The 22,565-nt window shown below is 34.4% G+C and carries 11 protein-coding genes; 1 reads left to right on the forward strand and 10 read right to left on the reverse strand.

Annotation, left to right across the window (positions count from 1 at the left end; translation table 11 throughout):
- Positions 1 to 147 precede the first annotated feature (147 nt).
- The 9 genes from HNP35_RS22770 to HNP35_RS22810 form a co-directional block, all read right to left on the reverse strand.
- The gene (locus HNP35_RS22770; protein WP_221433489.1) at positions 148 to 1,146 is read right to left on the reverse strand and encodes a pectinesterase family protein; all 999 of its coding nucleotides are present in this window, start codon (positions 1,144 to 1,146) and stop codon (positions 148 to 150) included.
- An 11-nt stretch (positions 1,147 to 1,157) separates the two neighbouring features.
- Positions 1,158 to 2,852, reverse strand: coding sequence for a glycoside hydrolase family 28 protein (locus tag HNP35_RS22775; RefSeq protein WP_184167859.1), 1,695 nt, complete (start codon positions 2,850 to 2,852; stop codon positions 1,158 to 1,160).
- A gap of 21 nt (positions 2,853 to 2,873) precedes the next feature.
- Positions 2,874 to 4,076 carry a glycoside hydrolase family 88/105 protein gene (locus HNP35_RS22780; protein ID WP_184167861.1) on the reverse strand — a complete coding sequence of 401 codons (1,203 nt, stop codon included), beginning with the start codon at positions 4,074 to 4,076 and terminating at the stop codon, positions 2,874 to 2,876.
- 6 nt (positions 4,077 to 4,082) lie between these two features.
- Complete coding sequence (locus HNP35_RS22785; protein WP_184167863.1) at positions 4,083 to 5,726, reverse strand: glycoside hydrolase family 43 protein; 1,644 nt, start codon at positions 5,724 to 5,726, stop codon at positions 4,083 to 4,085.
- 176 nt (positions 5,727 to 5,902) lie between these two features.
- Positions 5,903 to 7,552: a DUF5123 domain-containing protein gene (locus HNP35_RS22790; RefSeq protein ID WP_184167865.1), complete on the reverse strand. Its 1,650-nt coding sequence runs from the start codon at positions 7,550 to 7,552 to the stop codon at positions 5,903 to 5,905.
- Between the two features lie 11 nt (positions 7,553 to 7,563).
- Positions 7,564 to 9,456, reverse strand: coding sequence for a RagB/SusD family nutrient uptake outer membrane protein (locus HNP35_RS22795; RefSeq protein ID WP_246453659.1), 1,893 nt, complete (start codon positions 9,454 to 9,456; stop codon positions 7,564 to 7,566).
- A 24-nt stretch (positions 9,457 to 9,480) separates the two neighbouring features.
- Positions 9,481 to 12,702: a SusC/RagA family TonB-linked outer membrane protein gene (locus HNP35_RS22800; protein WP_221433490.1), complete on the reverse strand. Its 3,222-nt coding sequence runs from the start codon at positions 12,700 to 12,702 to the stop codon at positions 9,481 to 9,483.
- A gap of 160 nt (positions 12,703 to 12,862) precedes the next feature.
- Positions 12,863 to 13,612 (reverse strand): hypothetical protein, encoded by a 750-nt coding sequence (locus HNP35_RS22805; protein WP_184167869.1) that lies wholly within the window; start codon positions 13,610 to 13,612, stop codon positions 12,863 to 12,865.
- Positions 13,613 to 14,230: 618 nt separating this feature from the next.
- A complete protein-coding gene (locus HNP35_RS22810) occupies positions 14,231 to 18,565 on the reverse strand; it encodes a hybrid sensor histidine kinase/response regulator transcription factor (protein WP_184167871.1) in 4,335 nt (1,444 codons plus the stop codon).
- Positions 18,566 to 18,862: 297 nt separating this feature from the next.
- Between HNP35_RS22810 and HNP35_RS22815 the strand changes: the two genes are divergently transcribed.
- Positions 18,863 to 21,478 carry a glycoside hydrolase family 3 C-terminal domain-containing protein gene (locus HNP35_RS22815; RefSeq protein ID WP_184167873.1) on the forward strand — a complete coding sequence of 872 codons (2,616 nt, stop codon included), beginning with the start codon at positions 18,863 to 18,865 and terminating at the stop codon, positions 21,476 to 21,478.
- 84 nt (positions 21,479 to 21,562) lie between these two features.
- Here the strand turns inward: HNP35_RS22815 and HNP35_RS22820 are convergent, their stop codons facing one another.
- On the reverse strand, positions 21,563 to 22,153 hold the full coding sequence (locus HNP35_RS22820) for a discoidin domain-containing protein (RefSeq protein WP_184167875.1): 591 nt from the start codon (positions 22,151 to 22,153) through the stop codon (positions 21,563 to 21,565).
- Positions 22,154 to 22,565 lie beyond the last annotated feature (412 nt).

Raw genomic sequence — 22,565 nt, forward strand, 5'->3', positions numbered from 1 at the left:
AGGCAATGTTTTTTTACCATTAAGAGATTAAGAGAGTTAAGCTAAGCTTTGGGTTAATTCTGTGCTGACTTAATTCCTTAATTGCAAGACGAAAACTAAGCTTTGTATTAAACCTTAATTACCTTAATCTCTTAATGGTAAAGAAGCTTACTCCGGTTTCCAATCTTTAAAAATTGCTTTCATCGAATACTCTTTTTTAAATTGTTCCGATGAAAGCTGATGCGACCAGTTTACTCTAGAATCTATTTTACCTCCAAGTCCACTAGATTGATATTCGGCATAGAAAGCAGTCTTTTCTGCTTCAGGTTTTCCCCAATTATGCCAACCTTGTGGTTTGATATGCGCATCCATTTCACATTTTACAAATACCGTTCGAGCATAATTTCTCCAAGGTCTTCCTAAGAAATAAGAATTATTTCCTGAATTGGTTGTGAGTTTACAATTCAGAAATACAAAACCATACAAATTAGATTCTGGCGTATTAGCAGCCGTAATATAAGAGCCTCCTTTTTTTGCGAAAATTTCACATTGATCAAAAACAACTGTCGAACCTCCAAAAATAAAATCTGTTGTTCCTTCGATATAACAATTTTTATAATATTGCCTGCTTGTTGCTTCTCTTGGATATAAAGTATCTTGAAATCCTAAAAATTTACAATTTTCAAAGATTATCCTGTCTCCATCAATTCTAACTGCAACTGCTTGTCCTACGGGACCTGATGAATTTTCAAATGTGATGTTTTGAGCTTTAAAACCATTTCCTGTAACAATGAAACTTGCAGAATTCGAAGTTCCAATTGTTCCGCCTGTTCCATTAGATTTAGAAGCATAATCATCATAAGTAAGAATTACATTTTCTTTGCTTTCTCCAATTAGAACAACATTATTTTTATTTAAAGCCAATTCGAGTTTTTCTCTATAAATACCATTTTTTACAAAGATTTTAGTTTTGGATGTTTTAAATAAAGGCACAGCGTTAAAAGCTTCCTGAACGGTTTTAAAATCTCCATTTCCACTCGCATCGACCAAAATATCATACGATTTGATCTTCTCTGGAAATTCCTTTGTCTGCGTTTTTATGGAATCATTTCTAAAAGAATAATTCATAAAAAAAACAGAAGCCGCAATAAATTTAAATAGTATCATTTTTACGTTCTTTAATCGACTACTTTCACCTCATCTCTAATAGATTCTAAGACTTTCACATCTTTATTCAGAATCATTTTCTTTCCATTTGTTTTTAAGGAAATGTCTTTTGTTTCTAAACCTCCAACCCAAAACATCTGGTTTTCTCCAGTAGATTTCAAACCGTCTAAACTCACATTCTGACTGTTCGAAAAACTCACTGCAATTCCCGGTTTATCTAATCTTAAATCAAGATTCTTGAAATCAATTTTACTGGCATAGTTTAACTGCACGCCAACATCTGATCGAATTATCATATTTTGAAATTCGATATTAGAAACTGGCATTTCTGGAATTCCCATAATTTTTAAAGCCTGAGCTGCACCGTTTACATAAATGTTCTTGAAATACATATTTTTAAAAGCAGGTGTTTCTTCAGAAATAGGCTCTTTTGCCACAGTTACTTCGCCAGTATTTTTATCTTCTGTCAAAGATTTTCCGAAATAATAAAGATTGAAGTTTATAGCATCTGTCGGAATGTTATTCATACGAATGTCTTCCATCCAGATATTTTCTACAACTCCTCCTCGACCGCGAACTGATTTAAAACGAAGTCCGCAATCTGTTCCGTTAAAAGTTAGGTTTTTGGCAAATATGTTTCTAACGCCTCCTGACATTTCGCTCCCAATGGTAAAACCACCATGCGCATGATAGACCACACAATCTGTAATTACAAAAAGTTCTGTAGGTTTTCCTCGATCTCTTCCTTCTTTGTCTTTTCCAGATTTAATGCAAATTGCATCGTCTCCAACATCAAAACGACAATTAGTAACGGTTCCGATTCTACAAGATTCTAAATCTAAACCGTCACCATTTTGAGAATACCAAGGATTGCGAATGGTTAAATTGCGTAACGTAAGATGTTCGCACATTAGTGGGTTTACATTCCATGCAGGAGAATTTTGAAATGTAACTCCGTCTAAAAGTAGTTTTTTACAATTTACAAGACTTACCATAACCGGACGAAGTGCTTCTTTATAAGGTTCCATATTTTCTATGGTTTCTTTTTTAGGAAGTTTATCTTTCTCTTCATTACCAATATAAGCGCCTTTTGAAGGATACCAGATTTTACCGTCTTTAGATAAAGTTCCTCCCGATTTGATCAATTCATCCCATTGTCCTGCAGTCATTTTACCGATTTTAACGGGTCTCCAAACAGCGCCATTTCCATCAAAAATACCTTGACCTGTAATGGCTATATTTTCTAAATCAATCCCCATAATCGGCGATTCGCATCGAATCACTTTACTTCCCTCAAAATAAGATTCAATGAGTTTATATTGTTTTAAATCGCTTGTAAAAGAGATAAAAGCACCGTTTTGTGTATGAAGATTTACATTGCTTTTCAATTTTATCGGACCTGTTGTCCATAAACCTGCCGGAATTACTACAACACCTCCGCCCGATTGAGAGCATTTTTCTATTGCAGTATTAATAGCATTTGTGCAAAGCTGTTCTGTATTAGGAACTGCTCCAAAATCGACAATATTTAAAGTATCGTTTTTAAACTTCGGAATCTGAACTTCAGGCATTTTAAATGGAAGCTTAATCTCTGAGTTTATCTTTTTCTCTCTAGAAATATTAGCTACTCCATCTTTTTTGTTTGCACAAGAAAAAATAGTAAATAGCATTACTGAAGAAAGAAATGTTGTTTTAATTTTTATCATAACCAATTGTAATTTGAAACATTATTTTTTGTCTAAATGTTTTTGCAATTCTATACCAGCCATTATATAGGGGCCAACTGCTTTTGCATCATTATCTCTGATGGGTTCTGAAATGTAATATTCAAATGAGCCGTTTCTATCTTCGGGATTTTTACCTCCCAAACCAGCAACAGCGCAACACTTCGTAATAGAAATAGTTCCATCTGAATTTTCTTTGATGAATTCTTTCTGAATTCCTTTAAATCCGTTTTGTGCCGACTTAAGAAACTTTTTATCTACATATCCTTTGTTGTATGCTTTTGTAAAAGAATAAACAAACATCGTTGAGCAAGTAGATTCTAAATAATTGCCTTTTCTTCCTGGCTGATCCATCACTTGCCACCATACGCCAGATTTAGCATCTTGAGCTTTGAGAACAGCTTTAAAAACCTTTTGAACAATCGCAATTAACTCTTTTCGTTTTGGATGATTTTCTGGAACAAAATCTAAAATATCCACCAAAGCCATACAGTACCAACCTTGCGCGCGTCCCCAAACATGTGAGGAAGTTCCTGTCTTTTTATTGGCCCAGAATTGTGCTCGCTTTTCATCATAACCGTGAAAATTTAGCCCTGTTTCTTCTTCAAAAGTGTGTTTCTGAATTAATTCTACTTGTAGAATAGCATCATCAATTGCTTTTGGAACATTAAACTCTAATCCATATTGGGCTGAAAAAGGATCTGCCATATAAACACCATCTAGCCACATTTGCCACGGATAGCTTTTTTTATGCCAATAACCACCATCTGAATTTCTTGGATGATTTTCTAATTGTTTATGCAATACATCCATTGCTATCTTATAGCGTTGATCGTTTGTTTTTTTATAAATTTCAAAAAGTATTTTTCCAGAATTTATCAAGTCTAGACTGTACTTTTCCAATTCGTAACCTCCTTGAATATTTCCGTCTTTATCAATAAGCTGTTCGGCATAAGCAACTCCGTAATCCCAATATTTTTGGTCTTTGGTATAATGATACAACTGCTGATTGGCAAGTGTAACCAGACCATTTGTGTAATTCCATTTTGGAAATTTTACTCCGTCTAAAAAAACGGGATTCGGAATACGTTTTTGATCCGAATCTGCCATTTTCTTAGCCCATTCAATTGGCGTTAATTGTGATTGTCCGAATGAAACCAAACCAACAAACAAAGCGAGAAAACAGTATTTAATTTTATGTATCATAGTTTCTTAGTTTTCTTCTATTCTAAACCAATCATAATCGGCATAACTGCTGTCGTTAATAGTTTTAGATCCCGTTGCAAAAAGTCCGATTTTGGCTCCCACCCATCTTCCTGCACTTGGCTTGAAAGATTCTCCTAGCTTTTTGAAATTCTTTCCGTCAATACTATAATAGAAAGTAACTTTAGCATCAAAAGGTTCTTTGTTCTGAACCATTTCTACTTTGGCACGCAAACTCACATCTTTTGTATTTACAGGAATCGATGCTGTTTCTTTTTCAAGTTCTTTAGAAGTTCTAGCATTTTTCAACACACGCTGAACCAAATTGAGATTCCCCATTTTATCCTGTTCAATAGCGATATATGCGTAGTCTTCTCCAAAAACAACCAAACCTGAACTGCTAATTCCAGCTTCTGGATTATTTTCAAAAGTCAGTTTTGTTGTAGCGGTAAAATTGGCACCTGGAAATTTTTGCAATAAAAGATTTGGCATCATCCACATTGATTTTATTCCTTCCTTTCTAGGAATGCAATTCAAGCGCATAAAACCAAGATTTGCAGAAGACCAACCCCAATGTTCAGCAGGATTTTGATTGGCTTGCCATTGCCATTGTAAACCTAGCTGATGGCTATTGAATTCATCTGAAGAAACAAGCGGTGTTGCAGGATAGGTTTTTCCAACATTTGGTTTTGTCCATTCCATAACAGGTTCTCCAATACCGTCTTTATTGGTATCTTTTCCCATAATTGGCCAACCGTCTTTCCAAGTTACAGGCTGAAGATGAACAACACGTCCATAAGCCCATCGGTCTTGAAAATGTAAAAACCAGCCTTCTCCGTTTGGAGTTTCAACATAACCACCTTGATGCGGTCCGTTAACTGGCGAATCTCCTTGATTCAAAACAATTTTAGATTCGTAAGGTCCCCAAATATTTTTAGAACGCATAGCCAATTGCCATCCCGGTTTTACACCTCCCGCAGGAGCCATAATCCAGTAATAACCATCGCGTTTGTACATTTTAGAACCTTCAACAGTTGTGTGACCTTTATGTCCATCAAAAACCAAAGCTGGATTTCCTAACAATTTAGTGCCGTCTGGAGCAAGTTCTGAAAGCATTAAAACCGTTTTGACATTAGCACGGCTTCCAGCAAAAGCATAAGACAGATACGCTTTTCCGTCTTCATCCCAAAACGGACAAGTATCAATAATTCCTTTCGCTTCTTTTACCAAAATTGGTTCTTCCCAAACACCTGCTGGATTTTTAGTTTTTACCATGAAGATTCCGAAATCTGGATCTCCCCAATAAATAAAATATTCTCCTTTATGGTAACGAATAGAAGGCGCCCAAACAGCATCTCCATGTCGAACTGTTCTGTAATGTTCTATAGGAAATAAATTTTGCAATGCATATCCAACCAATTCCCAGTTTACAAGATCTTTAGAATGAAGAATAGGAAGTCCCGGCACGCTATTAAAACTTGATGCCGTCATGTAATAGCCATCTTCTCCGACACAAACATCAGGATCGGAATAATCTACATGTAAAATTGGGTTTTTGTACTTTCCATTTCCTAGGTCTGCATTCCAGCCTTGTCCAGCTGCTACTAAAGACCAAAAGAATACTAAAGCCAGCAATAATTGTTTGAATTTCATTGTGTTGATTTTTATTATATAATTCACTTCATTAAAAAATCATAGCGATAATCTATATTCTTTTAAAGTTTAGTTTCTATCTGTTCAATTAAAACTCAGTACATAGAAGTATCCTCAACCACAAGGATACTTCATGAAAGTACTGAAACCACTTAATTAACAAAACTTAAGAAAACTTAAGGCAACCATCTTGTATCTCCGACTCTGTTGGTCACGATTGGAGAATTTGGATCTTTAATCATCAAATTGCCATTAGCAGGATCTGCAAATATATTCTGCGCACTAACTCCTAATTCTGTTCCTTGAATTGCAGAAGCTCCTAATAGATAATTTGTTGTTGTATAATTATTACCGTATGTCGTTGTTGTATTAGCTGCAATTGCCTGAATTACTTTTCCGCAAGCAGAAGCCATTAAAACATTTTTAAAGATTAGGGTAGATCCTACCGCAGACGGGATATTAATTAACGCTCTGTTATAAGCATAATCGTAAATCGTAATATTTTGATATTCTAAATGAATTGGATATGCCGATGTACCGTAATCCCAAAGATTTTTAAAGTTTCGATTCTGATCTGTTGTCTGATAATAATCTCGCATGAAAGTACAATTAGAGAAAACTGCTTTCTTTACATTATCAGCACCCGCAGAACCAAAGGCAAATGTTCCGTAAGGTCCTGTGTGTCCACCAACTTGATCAAACGTACAGTAGCTCATATTAAATTCGCCTATTTCTTTGTATTTACCATTACCTTGATGTCTCCAGAAACCGCGTTTGAAGTAATTGAAAACACAATTGTAGAATATAATCTGGTCTATTTTCCAAGCTGTTCCACTGTTAAAGAAATAACTTGCATCGATGGTTTGATAGAAACGAATATTTTCAAAAGAAAGAGAAGACAAATAAGATCCTTCGGCGATATTCCAGTTTCCATTCATTTCAATCTGAGGACGTTCTCCTTGAGTTCCTCCTGTCAGTTTAAATCCTTTTGAAATGGTAAATGGTGTAATTTTAAATAATGAACCCGCTTCTAAGAAATATTCTGTTCCTTCTGGAATAGTTGGATCGTCATTGTTAGTTCTTAAAATAGCATCCAAGTCCATTCCTTTTGTTATAATAATAGTAGAAGCTGAAGGTCCAGCAGAACGGAATGAAACCTGATTATACGGCTTATCATAACGTCTTGGTTTATTGTTATCAAAGATGTTTACATTGTATAAAGTATTCTTTTCTAAACCAACTACTTTAGCTTCTCCTTTACTCATCTCATCGGCAGTTAATTTACGTCCGATAGCAGGAATTTCGGCAGATTGTGCAGGCGCAACCGAAATACTGTCAACTGGATTTTTAGAAGAAACTGCCCAAGTTACTGTAACATCTGTTTCGGTAATATTTACTCTTTCTACAGGATTCAAAATTGCATCAAAAGGAGGACGATCTTCTGTCAATGCATTCGTATACGCCCATTGAGAATTGTAAGCACCGTTTACATGATTGGATCTTACTCGAATATAAAACTGTGTTTTATAAGGAATATCGTCCATTAAGATTTGCGTTTCGGTTGTAGTATACGATTTGTACAAACTTTTATAGTAGTTGTCTAAATGCAATTCTACCGTATAAGACGCTGCGTCGTTTACTTTGTACCAAACTACGGCAATCGAATTACTTTTTACTAAAGGAGCAGTCAGTACAAATTTTGGCTGAAATAAATCTTCTACAGGTTTATAGCGAAATTCATCATTATCGCAAGATTGAAGCATTTCTCCAAAAATAATTATTCCGATAAGGGATAAAATATAAATTAGTTTTCTTGAATTTTTCATGATTGATTCAATTAAAAATTAAAACCATATAAGTTTTGAATGGCTCCACGGTGATCTGTAATCACTTTTGATGGATAAGGACATAAATAACGCAAAGGAGTAGTTGGAGAAACCGATGACGAATTATTGTAGTTTATAAATCCTCTAAAACTCCATTTGATTTCATTTATTGGTTCGTAACTAGCTGTATCATTATTTAATGAATACCAACTCATCGCAAATGGATGCACAGTATAACCAGCAGGATTAGCTGTCAATATTTGATTAATTCCTTGTATGTCAAGAATTTTTCTGCTAGAATTTGCTGGATCTGTTACAAGTTTATAATAAACATTTCCTGGAACCTGATCAATACCTGGAACATAAGCTCCATTGGCAACGCGCCCCCAGTTAAATAGTTTGAAATACTGATTATAAACCACTTCACTATATTTATTCCAACGAGCCAAGTCGAATTTACGTTTGCTTTCTCCTCCAAATTCCCATTTACGTTCGTCCATAATCGCGTTAAAGAAAAGTTCTGGTGATGATTTAGAAGCTACATAATTATCAACTTTAGTTCCCCAATCTGCTTGCGCGAAAGCTCTTCTTCTCACACGTCTTAAACATTCTTTAGCATCTTCGCGTGGGCCAAAAAGTTCGTTTACAGCTTCGGCATACATTAACAATACATCTGCAAAACGCATCCAAGAATAATTTACTCCTGTACCTTTTTCACTAGTGCCTCCTAAAGGGCTAGTCATATACAATTTAGACCATTTTCCAACAGCTAAACGGGCCAAGCCTAGACGCATTTCCTGATTTAAGTTTAGGTCGTAACCATAAGGAGCACACGTAACATCTCGTCGCAAATCTTTATTATCGAATGAAAAAAGATATTCTCCACATAAACTAAGCATTCCTGAAGCAGATCCGTAAGGATGATTTCCTTGTGCAATTGGAATTCCTGCGAAATAACCATACTCTCCAGAAGAGTTTTTAAGCATTGGAATAGAGAACATCACATCATCATTAACCGGCGTTTCCCAATTGTTTTGTTTAATCCAAAATTCTTTAAATCCTAATTTCAAATCATGTTGTCTTCCTAGAATTACCTTTTCTAAATATTGAATTGCAATGTCATAGTAAAGCTCATAATTTTTCCCTCTTTCCATATGACCAATACTTGCCGGATTGTTTTCGTCTGGGCGAAGAGTCCAACCGCCACGAGTAAGCGCTAATAAACCTATTAAGCCTTGATTAAAACTTCTTGAAGCACGCTCTACACCATAATCTAATTCGCTAGCATTTTTCATTAAAGGTTCAACCGACTTTAAATCATCAATAAGGAATTCTAAAATGGTATTTCTATCTGTAACTCCTACAGCAAAATTTTCATCTCCTGTTGAAGATTTAGTACGAAAAACAACATCACCCCAAATACGAATCATATCTAAATACACCATCGCACGGATTGTTTTCACTTCTCCATACATTTGTGTTACATTTGAAGGTTGTGTTTTTGGATCAGCTTTATACAAATCTGAGCTTTCAATTCCTTCAAGAACATCATTAGCCATATTAATAATTTTATACATGGCACTCCAAGTAGAGTTTAATGTTGTCCAATATGGTTTTGGATCATAACAAGCAATGTCCGAACCGTTTCCGTTTACTGTATTGGTTCCAACACCAGACATTTCTACATCGGTATTGGTATTAAAAACAAAAGCAACACGGTTAGAATAAGCGTCTTCAGCAAGCATTAAAGTATAAACGCCCGCAACAGCAGATTGCATGTCTTTTTCTGATTTAAAAACTTCTGCTTGGGTAAAGCCCGATCCAGGCTGTACATCTAAGTACTCTTCGCAGGCTGTAAAAGTCAGCGTAAAAATCAACAGAAAACTTAATAATATCTTTTTCATCATTTTGTGATTTAATTCGTTTAATTAAAATGACAGCTGTACTCCAAAAGCGTAATTACGCGTTCTCGGATAAGCATTGTAATCTATATTTGGCGTTAGACCAGTTTCTAAATTGATATCTGGGTCATATCCTGAATAATTGGTCCAAACAAATAAATTACTTCCTGTAGCATACAATCTCACTCGGCTTAAGCCAATTGCTTTACTTTGCTGTTTTGGAATTGTGTAACCAATACTCAAGGTGTTTAGTCTTAAGAAAGAACCATCTTCAACTGCGTAAGACATCGCAATAGGACGGCCAATACTTACAGGATTCCACATTGTAGCATTTTCATTTTGTTTTGCCAATAATTCTGGAGAATAACGAAGATCATTACCCATATCGTCATAATTTCTCCAACGATTATTCAAACCTACTTCCATTCCAAAATTGTTTTGGTTATTTTGGAAGAAAGAAGTCATCATAATCTTGTTGGCATTATACACATCAAAACCATACATGAAATTGAAGAATGCTGTTAAATCGAAGTTTTTCCAAACAGCATTTACACCAAATCCACCAGAAAAATCAGGATTGGTATCTCCAATTACTTTTCTGTCTTTATCACCAATTACATAGCTGTTTGGGTCTGAAGGATCAACAGGAGTTAGTTTCTTAAACTTCGCACTTCCAGGAACTGGTTCGCCAGAAAGATTTTTAGAATTGGCAACTCCATCTTTTAGTTTCCATACTCTTGTTACAGCATCAAAAGATTCAAAATCGTCCATAGTATAGAAACCATCATTTACGAAACCATAAATCAAGCCTTTTGTTCCGCCTACATACGCACGATAATCATCATCATTTAACAATTGAGTTCCTGCCCATCCAGAACTTAAAATCCATTCTTGTTCACCGCTTGCCAGTTTGTCAATTTTATTTTTGTTGTAACCAATGTTAAAAGTCAAATCAACCTGAAAATCTTTTTTCTTAATCACACTTCCATTAACCGCCAATTCAACCCCTTTATTAGAAGTTTGTCCGACATTGGTCATCATTTTCGTAAACCCTGAAACTGATGCGATATCAGACGGAACCAATAAATCTTTTACTTTATTGTAATAGAAATCAAGTGTTCCTGTTAATCTTTCTTTGAAGAAACCAAAATCAAGACCAACGTTAGCCGTATATGTTGTTTCCCATTTTACGTTTGGATTGTTTAGATATTGGCTGTTATAGAAATTATAGTAATATTGATTTTCTTCTCCCCATCCTACAGAACGATCTCTGGAAACGCCATAATATTTTGCATATAAATCTGCTTTTATTCTGTCATTTCCAGAAGCTCCATAACTCAAACGAAGTTTAAGATTAGAAACAGTCTGACTTTCTTTTAAGAAACTTTCGTTTGAAATTCTCCATGCAAAAGCACCAGCAGGAAAAACTCCCCATCTATTATCTGGACCGAACTTTGTAGAACCATCAGTACGAACAGTAAACGTAAAAAGATAACGATCATCGTAACCGTAATTGGCTCTTCCAAAGAATGAAGAAATTCTATTTGGAGATTCAGCTTGTGAACCATTATCAAAAGGAGTTCCTAAAGCCAAATTATCTAAAGCTTTTGGCCCTGAAATATCATCAGGAAAATAACGGGAACGGTAAAATTTTGCCTTAGATTCCTGATCTTTTATTTCCTGTCCGATCATTAACTGAAAATCGTGACGCTCATTTACTTTAAATCCGTAATTTAATACGTTATTCAACTGCCAGCGTGGCGATTGTGTCATAGACCAATATACTACAGGTAAATTGTTGTTATCGGTAGCGGTACGTGTATCTGTACCCCAGAAACGTCCATCTTCTTGATATTTATATTCATAACCAAAAGAAGAACGCAAAGTCAATCCTTTTTTGATTGTCCATGTTAAAGCTCCAGTTGTATTGAATATTCTAGTAATACGTTTGCGGTAATTTTTGTCTGCTTCTTCAAGCGGATTAAAACGAGGTTTTGTTTGATAATCTTCAGGATCGAAATAAGTATTATCCTCTGGCAAAGTCATATAATCTTCTAAACCTGCTGTTGGCGCTTCGCGCAAAGCTCTAAGCAAACTAACACCTTCTGTTCCTGATCCGTCAATAGTTTGATTGGTCAAACGCGTCTGATACTCAAAAGTTAAGTTATCTGTTAACTTGGAATTCATTATTAAGTAAACATAATTCTGACGCATTCCCGTTCCGACTAAAGCTCCTGGCTGATCCTGATTTACAAACGTAAATTTGAATTTCGTTTTCTCACTTCCTCCATTTACATTGATATCTGTATATCTTGCAATTGGATTGCTTCCAAAAATTTCATCTTGCCAATCTATACCTTTGTTTCCTTTATAAATGTATAATTCGTTAGCTTTGCCGTATTGATTATAAAAACCAGTTGGATTAGAACTTCCTTTACGTGCATTCTCATATTGTAGCATTACAAACTCATACGGATCCATTACATCCATATGTTTGGCCAATGTTTTAATCTGAGTATAGTTATGAATGTTTACTTGAACTTTTCCTGCTTTTGGAACTTTGGTTGTAACTATAATTACTCCATTCGCACCTCTCGCACCGTAAACTGCTGTAGACGCCGCATCTTTTAAAACTTCCACAGATTCAATATCTGTTGGCGGAATATCATTTAAATTCGCAACCTCAAAACCGTCAACTAAAATCAATGGCGAATTGTCTTCTGTAATAGATCCTCCTCCACGAATTCTAATTTTCACTTCTGCTCCTGGCGAACCATCAACAGTAGTAACCTGAACTCCCGGAAGTCTTCCTGTCAAAGCTTCTGCTACGTTTGCTGTTGGTACTTTTGCCAGTTCCGTTCCTTTTATACTGGCAACGGCTCCTGTTAAGTTTTTACGTTTTTGAGTACCATATCCAATAATTACGACTTCATTTAATTCACTATTGGCTTCTTTCATCAAAACGGTAATTCCAGAAGTTCGACCTTTTACGGCTACAGTCTCATCTGTTAAACCAATAAATTTGACAATCAAAACTGCTGTTTCTGGGTTATTTACAGCAATACTAAACTTACCGTCAAAATCAGTAACTGTATTAGTGTTTTCATTTTTTACAATAATTGTTGCGCCTGGAATACCTCCCATATTATCCCTTACTGTACCGCTTACAGTAACGCGCTTCTGAGCATAAGCACTAACTGTCAGAAATAGGACGGTTAGAATGCTCCAGATATATTTTTTTATCTTCATAACTAGAATATTTCTTTAATTATTTTAAAAGCCAGATAATTAGATTTTACAGGAATTTGCAAAAAGCCATAATGCCGATACATTGTATTACACGTTCCTGCCTTTATGAAATCAATCAAAAGGCTAATTATATTTTGTAAGTATTTTAGAAAGCAGAATTTTAAAGTGCGTTCAAATAGAAATCCGCATTTGTAACTTTGTTGGCTTCAATGGCGAAAGTTCCTTCAATCTCTTTTGTTTTTACCACCTGCTGGTTCTGGTCTAAACATTCGATTTTAATTCGCACATTATTTACAGGATCGCCCGTTTGAAATAGAATAAAATCTTCTGCGTAATTAATTCCGCCACTTGTTGTAGCCTTGCTTCTAGTTACGAACATATCTTCTTTTATATAAGTTCCGTCCGAAACTTTATAACCGCTTCGTTTTACAGAAATGGTAGCTTTTATAGTCGTATAGCTTCTATCTGCATTTACATCTAAAGATTTTAAACGAAGTATTCCTGTTCGAGTCAGAATGTTCAGCGTAAGAGGTTGATCAAAAGGCGAAGCATAAGGCATCGCATCGGAAAGATTTACATGCTGATTGGCTAATGCCGGCTGTGGCACAATAAGGTCATTCAGATTTGTTGGAGACGGAATCATCTCCGCTGGATAATCTGAGGCTACAAATTTGTATTTTCCATCATCTAGCGAAAAAGGATAAAGCGAACTGTAGTTAGCAAAATACTCTCCGTTGTCTTTGTACACAAAAAGCGGTCTGGTAGAAATTCCGACATTCAAATTCCACGGTACATCGTTTAATTGAAAATCTAGTAGTTTTACTGTAGAGCTTTCGTATTTAAAATCGTCACTTGAGCAAGAACTTAATATTGAAAGCAATATCCCCGCTCCAAATATTAGTTGTTTCATGATTTTCATAACAGCAAAATTTAAAGATGACTACTATTTTGCTTTTCGAACTTTCTACAGCCGTAGCTTATAGATTTTGTTTTTGAGAGTTGTGTTAAAAATTTGGTTTGGTTCATAATTTTGGTTTTAAGGTTAGTTAGTAAAAATCCGTTAAGATTATGAAGCAAAACTAGATATAGCGTATTGTAATGAGGGGTAAATTTTGCTTTTCGAAAAGGGTTAAATCGCTATTTTACCTTAAAAACATATGTTTTTACCAATTATTTACCCTGTTTTTTATTTCATGTAAAAAATAAGTCACAAATAAAAACACATATCACAATATGATTTACAAATATTGAAAAAACAAAAAAAAGCAATTTAAACGTATTGAAAACCTATTCATATTATTATATCACTTTAGTTCTGATAGTGCCCCAGCGGGGCATAATATTTATAGAAATTCAATTATACAGAGTAAAAAAAGCTCCAGCGGAGCGACATATTACTAACATTGTAAATAATTATGTCGCTCCGCTGGAGCTCGTATGCAGATAATGAACACGATTTCTATAAATATTTCGCTTCTCCGAAGCTTACAAAAAATTATTAAATACCTATAGAAAACATTTCATTTCCTTAACGAAATTGTCGGCGATATTCTGCAGGAGTATAATTGTATTTTGATTTAAAACATTTTCCGAAATATTTCAAATCACTGAAACCGACTTCAAAACAGATTTCTTTAATCAATAAATCTTCATTTTTTAGCAGATTCGCCGCTTCATTTAATTTCATGTCTCTTATAAAAACAACTGGAGAAACTCCCGTAACATCTTTCAACTTATTGAAGAAACTCGCGCGTGACATACACATCAATTTTCCTAATTCATCTACAGAAAAATCGGTCTTAGAAATGTTTTCTTTTACAAGCTCTATGACTCTCAGCATAAATTTATTGTCTTTATCTGAAATCTGTAAAGGCTCTTCTTTTGCAATTTGTGCAATACTTCCTGTTGAATACAACTGCTGTAAACGAATGCGCTGTTCCAAAACATTTTTTACTCTTGCTTTTAAGAAACTCACATTAAAAGGCTTTGTAATATAATCATCAGCTCCATATTCCATTCCTGCTAATTTACTTTCAATAGCCGTTTTTGCACTCAGTAAAATCACAGGAACATGACTGATTGCAAAGTTGTTTCTAATAATTTTAAGCATTTCAATACCATCCATTTCCGGCATCATAATATCGCTGATTACAAAATCTGGAGATAATTCTTCCGCTTTCAAGTGTCCCTCTTCTCCATTTTCAGCTGTGTAAATAATATAGTCGTCTTTTAAAATGGAAAGAATAAAATTTCTTAATTCCGGATCATCTTCAACTATTAAACCAACTGGTTTTTCTCTTATTTCCTCTGCAACTGGTTCCTCAGTTACTATTTCATCTACTTGAATATCTTCTGTAAAATGTTCATCTGTGTCTTCAAAATGAATTTCCACATCATCAGAAAAGTGATCATAGCCTTTTTGGAAATTAATTTCAAAACTGCTTCCCTTTCCTAATTTGGTTTCAACTGAAATTTCCGCTCCGTGTTTTTCAACCGAATCTTTTACAATCGAAAGCCCGATTCCTGTACTTGGATTAAAAGGGTTTTCATTGTAATTAGAAAAACGTACAAAAAGTTTTTTCTGAACTACAGCGCTAATTCCCGGGCCATTATCACTAACTTTTAAGCAGACATTCTTTTCTGTTTCTTCTACTTTTACTTCAATAACATTTCCTTTTTTACAATATTTAAAAGCATTGGAAAGCAAATTCACTAAAATTTTATCCAAATTATCAGGGTCAACCCAAATATGCGGTTTTGTCTCGCTGATACTTACTTTCAATTGTATATTTCGGCGCAAACTTACTTCTGTAAAACCTTCACAGACTTCTTTTACAAATTCGCCTAAATCAATTTCACGCACTTCTAGCTTTCTATCTTGCATTCTTCTAAAATCCAGAATCTGATTGACTAAATTCAATAATTTATTACTGTATTTTTCAATAATCCGAAGCTGTGATTTTGCTGATTCATCTAACTTATTATCCGAAAGCATCACTTCTAATGGAGCAGTAATCATCGTAAGCGGTGTACGGATTTCATGTGAAATATCAGTAAAGAAATTTAGCTTTAAGGCGCTAACTTCTTTTTCTACACGTACATCATTTCGCAGTTTTAGAATTGTAGCAATTGCACGTCTTACCAGTAAAAACAAACCAACAGCTAATACCAAATAACAGAAATAAGCAAAATAAGTTCCCCAAATAGAAGGCTTTATTGTTATTTTAATTTGCCTTTCATTATCCAACCACAAATTATGTCCGTTTGTGGAAGATACTATTAAGGTATAAGTTCCTCTTCCCAGATTAGTATAATTAATTGACTGCCCGCCTTTAAGATAATTCCAATCTTTATCGATTCCTTCTAATTTATATCGGTAAACAATATTCTCATTTTTGACATGATCTAAAGCCGAAAACTGAACTCTAAAAAAATTCTGATCGTGTTTTAAAGTAACTTCAGTTAAAAGATCAGGATTCTTTGGCGTTTCAGGATTTACTTCAAATAATTCTTTATTGTTAACCAAAAATCCTGAAATGGCTAAATAGGGTTTAAACTTTGAAGGTTTGATGGCTTCGGGCTTAAAATAAATTATTCCATCTGAATAACCGGTTACAATTTCACCGTTGGATAATCTGCATTTGGTTGCTTCCGAAAATATTTCAGTTCCAATAATCGATTTTAATTCTGGAAAAGTTTCACTGCTGTTATCTTTTGGATCAAAACGAACGATCTGATTATCGCCCATGAGCCATATTTTTCCAAATTTATCTTCTTGCATGCCAACGACACCTTCTAAAGGAAATCCGAAGTTTTCACTCCAAAATGTTTCCTCTTTTATTTGATCTTTTTTATCGATATCAACCAGAATAAGTCCTTTTCCGTTTGTAGATAATGCCAATTTTCCTTTTGAAGTCACAATAATATCCAAAATGTCATTTCCTGAAGCCTGAAAATGATCTTTAAACTGCATTTTATCTGTGGATAGTTTTTCGTCAGATAAAGAAAATAATCGATAAGAGGAAACAAAGAAAATTCTATGATCTTTGGTTTCTACAACCGAACGGACTTTATCTGCTCTGCCGATTGGATAATTTTTAAGTTCATTTCGATAACTGATAAAACTCGTTTTCCCCGCCGATTCTTTAATCAAATTAAGTCCGCCTCCCCAAGTTGCCAAATAAATCTGGCCATTTGAAGATTGAAAAATTTTATAAATATCATCAGAACTAATGCTGTATAAATTGTCTTTATCATATTTGTACTGTTTCACAGAAAAGCTGAAAGAAGACGATTTTGGAGTCAGACAAAAAATACCATTTCCTCTTGTTCCAATCCATATTCGGCCTTTGTTATCCTGCATCATACTATAGATATCGGCTCCCCAGCCCGGACTGTTTGGAGACAAAGTACCGTCTGAACCTAAATTACCTATTCTCTTTTTTTGTGCATCGAAAATTTCAATTTTCTCATCACGACTGGCAACCCAGAGATTTCTTTCTCTGTCTTCCATCAAACTTCGCACATTGTGTTTTTTATGGTTTCCTGATGCGCTTAAATTTAATTTTAGAAAATTACTGTTATTAAAAACAATCAAATCTAAACCTTGTTTATGAGAACAAAACCAAAGATTTCCGAGTTTATCAAACGCTGCTGTATGCATTACATCTGAAAATGTTTCCTTAGATTCTTTGATGCATCTGATAACAGAAAACAATCTGTTCTGTTTTTCATCCCAATACGAAAAAGCGCCTTTGCCAGACTGAAGCCAAACGGTTCCATTTGGAGAAGTCAGCAAAAAACTTTTCTGTCTTCCCGCTGCAGCAGAAGGTTCGCTTGGATCTACTTCAAGTTTCTTCAATTTTTCAGTAGTCAGATCGAACATAAATATTCCAGAATTTGGAGTATCAAACCAAAATCGACGTAAAGATGTAAGTCCTAAAAAATTAATGCTTTCATGCGGAAGACCAGCTAATGAAATACTGTTATAATTATTGAATTTTCCTGTTTTAATATCGTACGTACAGAAACCTTCCTTCTTTTTTACAATCAATATTTTGCTGTCACCAATTTCTTTTAAAAGCAGAATATCATCTTGAATTCCTAAATCTAAATCAAAAAATGTAGTTGATTTTTTATTGTATCTGATAAATTTTCCGTGATCACCTCCAAACCAAAGATCGTCTTTTGTTTCAACAGCAATATTAAACGAATTTCCTTTTCCTGCGTGTTCTGACGCATTAGTAAAGAAATATTCAGGCTGTTTAGCTCCTTTATTTAATCTTGAAAGTCCTGCATTGGATAAAAACCATGTTATTCCAGCTTTATCTTCTAATACATCAGCAATTTTTCCAAAATTTCTAGTGTTGTTGAAACTAACTTTTCTAATTTGTCCATTACTTTCAAAAGCTATCATTTCGTTTTTATCTTTTGGAAAAAGCCATGTTCTTCCGGAAGCCATGATTTTGAATTGTTCAAAAGCGAATTCATCAGGTTTTCCTTCGATTGCATTATGAAACTTTAATTCGTTGGTGTCAAAATAATAAACATCATTTTTTTCCGACTGAATCCAGATTCTTCCATTAGTATCAAAATTAAATTTAGAAACACGATTGGATTGTATGTTTAATGAAACGTCTTCTTGTCCGACTTTAAATTTTCTAAAAATATTTCCGTCATAACGAATTAGACCGTTAAAAGTAGCCAGCCAGATAAATCCTTTTTTATCCTGCTGAATTCCCAAAACTCTTGACTGGCTTAATTTACCATCATTCGAGAAATGAGTCAAAACGCCCTGAGGCTGAGATATACCTTTAATACAGATAAAAGAAAATAGAAAGACGAGTAAAGTGTGTTTCAACATGGTAAGTTTTTCATTTTGGCAGGAATAACAAAAATATCAAAATTCTTTACCTAACCTAGAACTGAGGGCTTAAATAGCAGAATGTCCTCCTTTAATTAGCAATTTATCTCCCTTCGCTCTTTTTCGAAAATTGATAAAAATAGACTCTAAGCTTTACAGCACCCTTTAAATAGCAATTAATACTCAGCTAAAAAATACTAAGATTTAATTTTGTATTTTCAAATGTTCTAAACACTTACGAAAAAACCACATTAAAAAAAGAATAACTATCAAACCAAAAAACACCCAAATAATTTGATGAAAAAAGTTTACAAATTGGTGTTAATGTTAAACTTTGCTACATTAACCACTTTCGCACAGGAAAACCCTGCCTTTAAAAATCCTAACTTACCTATTGAACAGCGCGTAAATGATTTAGTTTCCCGAATGACTGTCGAGGAAAAAATCAGTCAGTTGATGGATTCTGCGCCTGCAATTGAACGTCTTGGCATTCCAGAATATAATTGGTGGAATGAATCCTTGCATGGCGTTGCTAGAGCAGGATTTGCTACTGTTTTTCCGCAGTCTATTTCAATTGCTTCTTCTTGGGATCGTCAATTAGTTTTGGATGTTGCCAATGCCATTTCAGATGAAGCTCGTGCTAAACATCATGAATATTTAAGACGAGGACAACATGGAATCTATCAAGGATTAACATTTTGGTCGCCAAACGTCAATATTTTTCGTGATCCACGCTGGGGACGCGGGCATGAAACTTATGGAGAAGATCCATATCTAACTGGCCAGTTGGGACTTAATTATGTAAAAGGCCTTCAAGGTACCGATCCAAAATATTTAAAAGTAGTCGCTACAGCCAAACATTACGCGGTACATTCTGGCCCAGAACCTTCTCGTCACGAATTTAATGCCAATGTTAGCGATATAGATTTGTATGAAACCTATTTACCAGCATTCCGCACTCTTGTAAAAGATGGAAACGTTTATTCTGTTATGGGGGCTTATAATCGTTTTAGAGGCGAATCTTGCAGTGCCAGTCCGTTTTTGTTTAATATTTTGAGAAATGACTGGGGCTTTCAAGGTTATATTGTTTCAGACTGCGGCGCTGTGACCGACATTTGGAAATATCATAAAATTACAAATGATGCCGCTTCGGCTTCGGCTCTTGCTGTAAAAGAAGGTTTGGATTTGGAATGTGGCAGCAGTTATCAATCTTTAAAAGAAGCATTGGATCGCAAACTACTTTCAGAAGCAGATATCGATTTGACTATTAAACGTCTATTTACGGCTCGTTTTAAATTAGGAATGTTTGATCCTGACGAAATTGTACCTTATGCTCAGATTCCGTTTTCAGTCAATAATAATGCTGCAAATGACTGGCTGGCGAGAATCGCTTCACAAAAAAGTATTGTTCTTTTAAAAAATCAAAATAATGCTTTACCGCTTTCTAAAAACTTAAAAACAATTGCGGTAATTGGCCCAAATGCCAACGATGTACAATCTTTATGGGGCAATTACAGCGGCGTTCCAAGTAATCCTGTAACGGTTTTAAAAGGTATTCAAAATAAAATAGAACCTAATGCAAAAGTACTTTATGCAAAAGGAACTGATCTTGCCAAAGGTGTTCCAGAAATGACGGTTATTCCATCTATTTATTTTCAAAATGAAAACGGAAAACAAGGTTTAACTGGCGAATATTATGATAACAGCAAATGGCAAGGAAATCCGCTTTTTACACGAAATGATGATAATATTGATTTTCATTGGGATATTAATACACCAGATCCAAGAATGAAAATGGGGAATTACAGTGTAAAATGGTCGGGCTATCTAACTGTACCAAAATCTGGAATTTACGAAATATCAGACTGGGCAAAACCTTTTATGACTGTTGAAATTGAAACTGGAAAATCAACGGGTGGAAAAAACAATCATCATCCGAGAATTCGTCCTCAGAAAATTCAATTAGAAGCAGGAAAAAAATATAAAATTGAGGTCAAATATCAAAACTTCTATGGAGATGCTATAGCTCAGCTTTTATGGGCAGAACCCCAAGAAAATGTTTTGAAAGAAGCCGTGGAAACTGCTAATAAAGCAGATGCAGTCGTTTTAGTTTTAGGACTTAACGAACGTCTGGAAGGCGAAGAAATGAAAGTCGAAGCCGATGGTTTTGAAGGTGGCGATCGTACAAGCCTTAATTTACCAGCCAATCAAGAAGAATTAATGAAAGCTTTAGTTGCTACAGGAAAACCAGTTATTTTAGTTTTAATTAACGGAAGTGCGCTTTCCATCAATTGGGCAAATGATAATGTGCCTGCAATATTAACAGCAGGATATCCAGGACAGCAAGGAGGAAACGCGATTGCCGATGTGCTTTTTGGCGATTACAATCCAGCTGGGCGATTACCAGTTACGTATTATAAATCTGTAGATCAGCTTCCCGCTTTTGAAAACTATGATATGAAGGGACGCACTTATCGTTATTTCGACAAAAAACCTTTATATCCTTTTGGTTTTGGCTTAAGTTATACCAAATTCAAATACAGCAACTTACAGCTTCTATCAACTGCAACAGCAGATAAAGATTTGAAAGTATCTGTTGATGTAACTAATGTTGGAGAACGTGACGGCGAAGAAGTAGTTGAGTTATATATTAAAGATGAAAAAGCTTCAACTCCTCGTCCGATCATTCAATTGGAAGGTTTTGAACGTATCAACTTAAAGAAAGGCGAAACCAAAACAGTTGATTTTATTTTAACTCCAAGACAATTATCATTAATCAATAAGAAAAAACAAAGAGTTGTAGAACCAGGATGGTTTACGATTTCAGTTGGAGGAAAACAGCCAGATGGTTCTGCTGATGTTCAGACTGGAAGAATAAATTTTACAGGCAAAACAGTATCACTTGAAAAATAATTTTCAAATTAAAAATGTATAAAAAAGAGCTTCAAAAAATTGAAGCTCTTTTTTATTCAAACCAAATCGTTGATGGATACAAAATCAATACACTTCTATTTCTCCTATTTTCAATAAAGATTGAGAAGTTTTGCTTTCAAAATAAAATCTAACTTTTGAAGATTTCACTTTATCAAACTCGATTTCATTTATAGTATTTGCAACTAATTGAGTTGAGCTTGAAAGTTTTTTCCATTCTCCATTTTCTAAAATTGATATTTTACATATTGCATCAATAAACTTTTTGCTTTTTTCGTCTATAAATGATAAAACAGTTTTGTGAAACTCTTTTTCTGTTCCAAAGTCAATTTCTATCCAGTTTTCTTTTTCTGAAGAAAGTTCGCATTCATAATAATTTCTCACATTATCAAAATACCAAATTCTTCCATCGTTTAATTTATTCAATTCTTTTACATCTGAATCTGATGAAGAAACTTTTGGATAATCTTTTTCTTTAATATTCACAGCCAAATTGAGTTCTTCTTTTGAAGGTTGATCAATATTCTTTACATCCGAAAGATTTATTGTTTTCTTTCCTAAAATAGAAGGTTTCAAAACCATTTTTCCATCAACATAAACAGATAATCCTTTTCCTTTTTTATAATGATTTCCATTTTTATCATATAAAATAGTCAAGTTCTGACCATGATAGCGAATATTCTCTAAACAGAAATTAGCAATCCTTATTTTAAAAAGGTTTAGCTATAGTGAGGTACAAATAAGGTACATTTTTTTTTGATTAAAAAATCTTACAAAAACAACCATCGTAAAGAGCCGTTTTTCTGGAAAACAATCATGCTTTCAACAGAACATTTCAATAATGTAGTTGCACAAATATATTAAATAATTGAAATAATAATACTCTTGATAAGTTATTTAACAGCTACTTCCTCTTATGGTGTTCTATAAGATGCCTCACTTAACTTATTTCAAATAGAAACTAACCCTTAACCAATTAGCAAAAGATGATTTACCAGAAATTATTTTCTCAATTATTTTCCAACATTTCGTCAAAAATGAACTTCTAAATTTTTCTCCTTGTTATTTC

The sequence above is a fragment of the Flavobacterium notoginsengisoli genome (assembly GCF_014207905.1).
In the GTDB taxonomy this organism is placed as follows: Bacteria; Bacteroidota; Bacteroidia; order Flavobacteriales; family Flavobacteriaceae; genus Flavobacterium; species Flavobacterium notoginsengisoli_A.

Bases quoted from the DNA above. Each gene is read 5' to 3' on its own strand.
- HNP35_RS22805 (WP_184167869.1), bottom strand. From the start codon at position 13,612: ATGAAACAACTAATATTTGGAGCGGGGATATTGCTTTCAATATTAAGT.
- HNP35_RS22800 (WP_221433490.1), bottom strand. From the start codon at position 12,702: ATGAAGATAAAAAAATATATCTGGAGCATTCTAACCGTCCTATTTCTG.
- HNP35_RS22790 (WP_184167865.1), bottom strand. From the start codon at position 7,552: ATGAAAAATTCAAGAAAACTAATTTATATTTTATCCCTTATCGGAATA.
- HNP35_RS22810 (WP_184167871.1), bottom strand. From the start codon at position 18,565: ATGTTGAAACACACTTTACTCGTCTTTCTATTTTCTTTTATCTGTATT.
- HNP35_RS22780 (WP_184167861.1), bottom strand. From the start codon at position 4,076: ATGATACATAAAATTAAATACTGTTTTCTCGCTTTGTTTGTTGGTTTG.
- HNP35_RS22775 (WP_184167859.1), bottom strand. From the start codon at position 2,852: ATGATAAAAATTAAAACAACATTTCTTTCTTCAGTAATGCTATTTACT.
- HNP35_RS22795 (WP_246453659.1), bottom strand. From the start codon at position 9,456: ATGAAAAAGATATTATTAAGTTTTCTGTTGATTTTTACGCTGACTTTT.
- HNP35_RS22815 (WP_184167873.1), top strand. From the start codon at position 18,863: ATGAAAAAAGTTTACAAATTGGTGTTAATGTTAAACTTTGCTACATTA.
- HNP35_RS22785 (WP_184167863.1), bottom strand. From the start codon at position 5,726: ATGAAATTCAAACAATTATTGCTGGCTTTAGTATTCTTTTGGTCTTTA.
- HNP35_RS22770 (WP_221433489.1), bottom strand. From the start codon at position 1,146: ATGATACTATTTAAATTTATTGCGGCTTCTGTTTTTTTTATGAATTAT.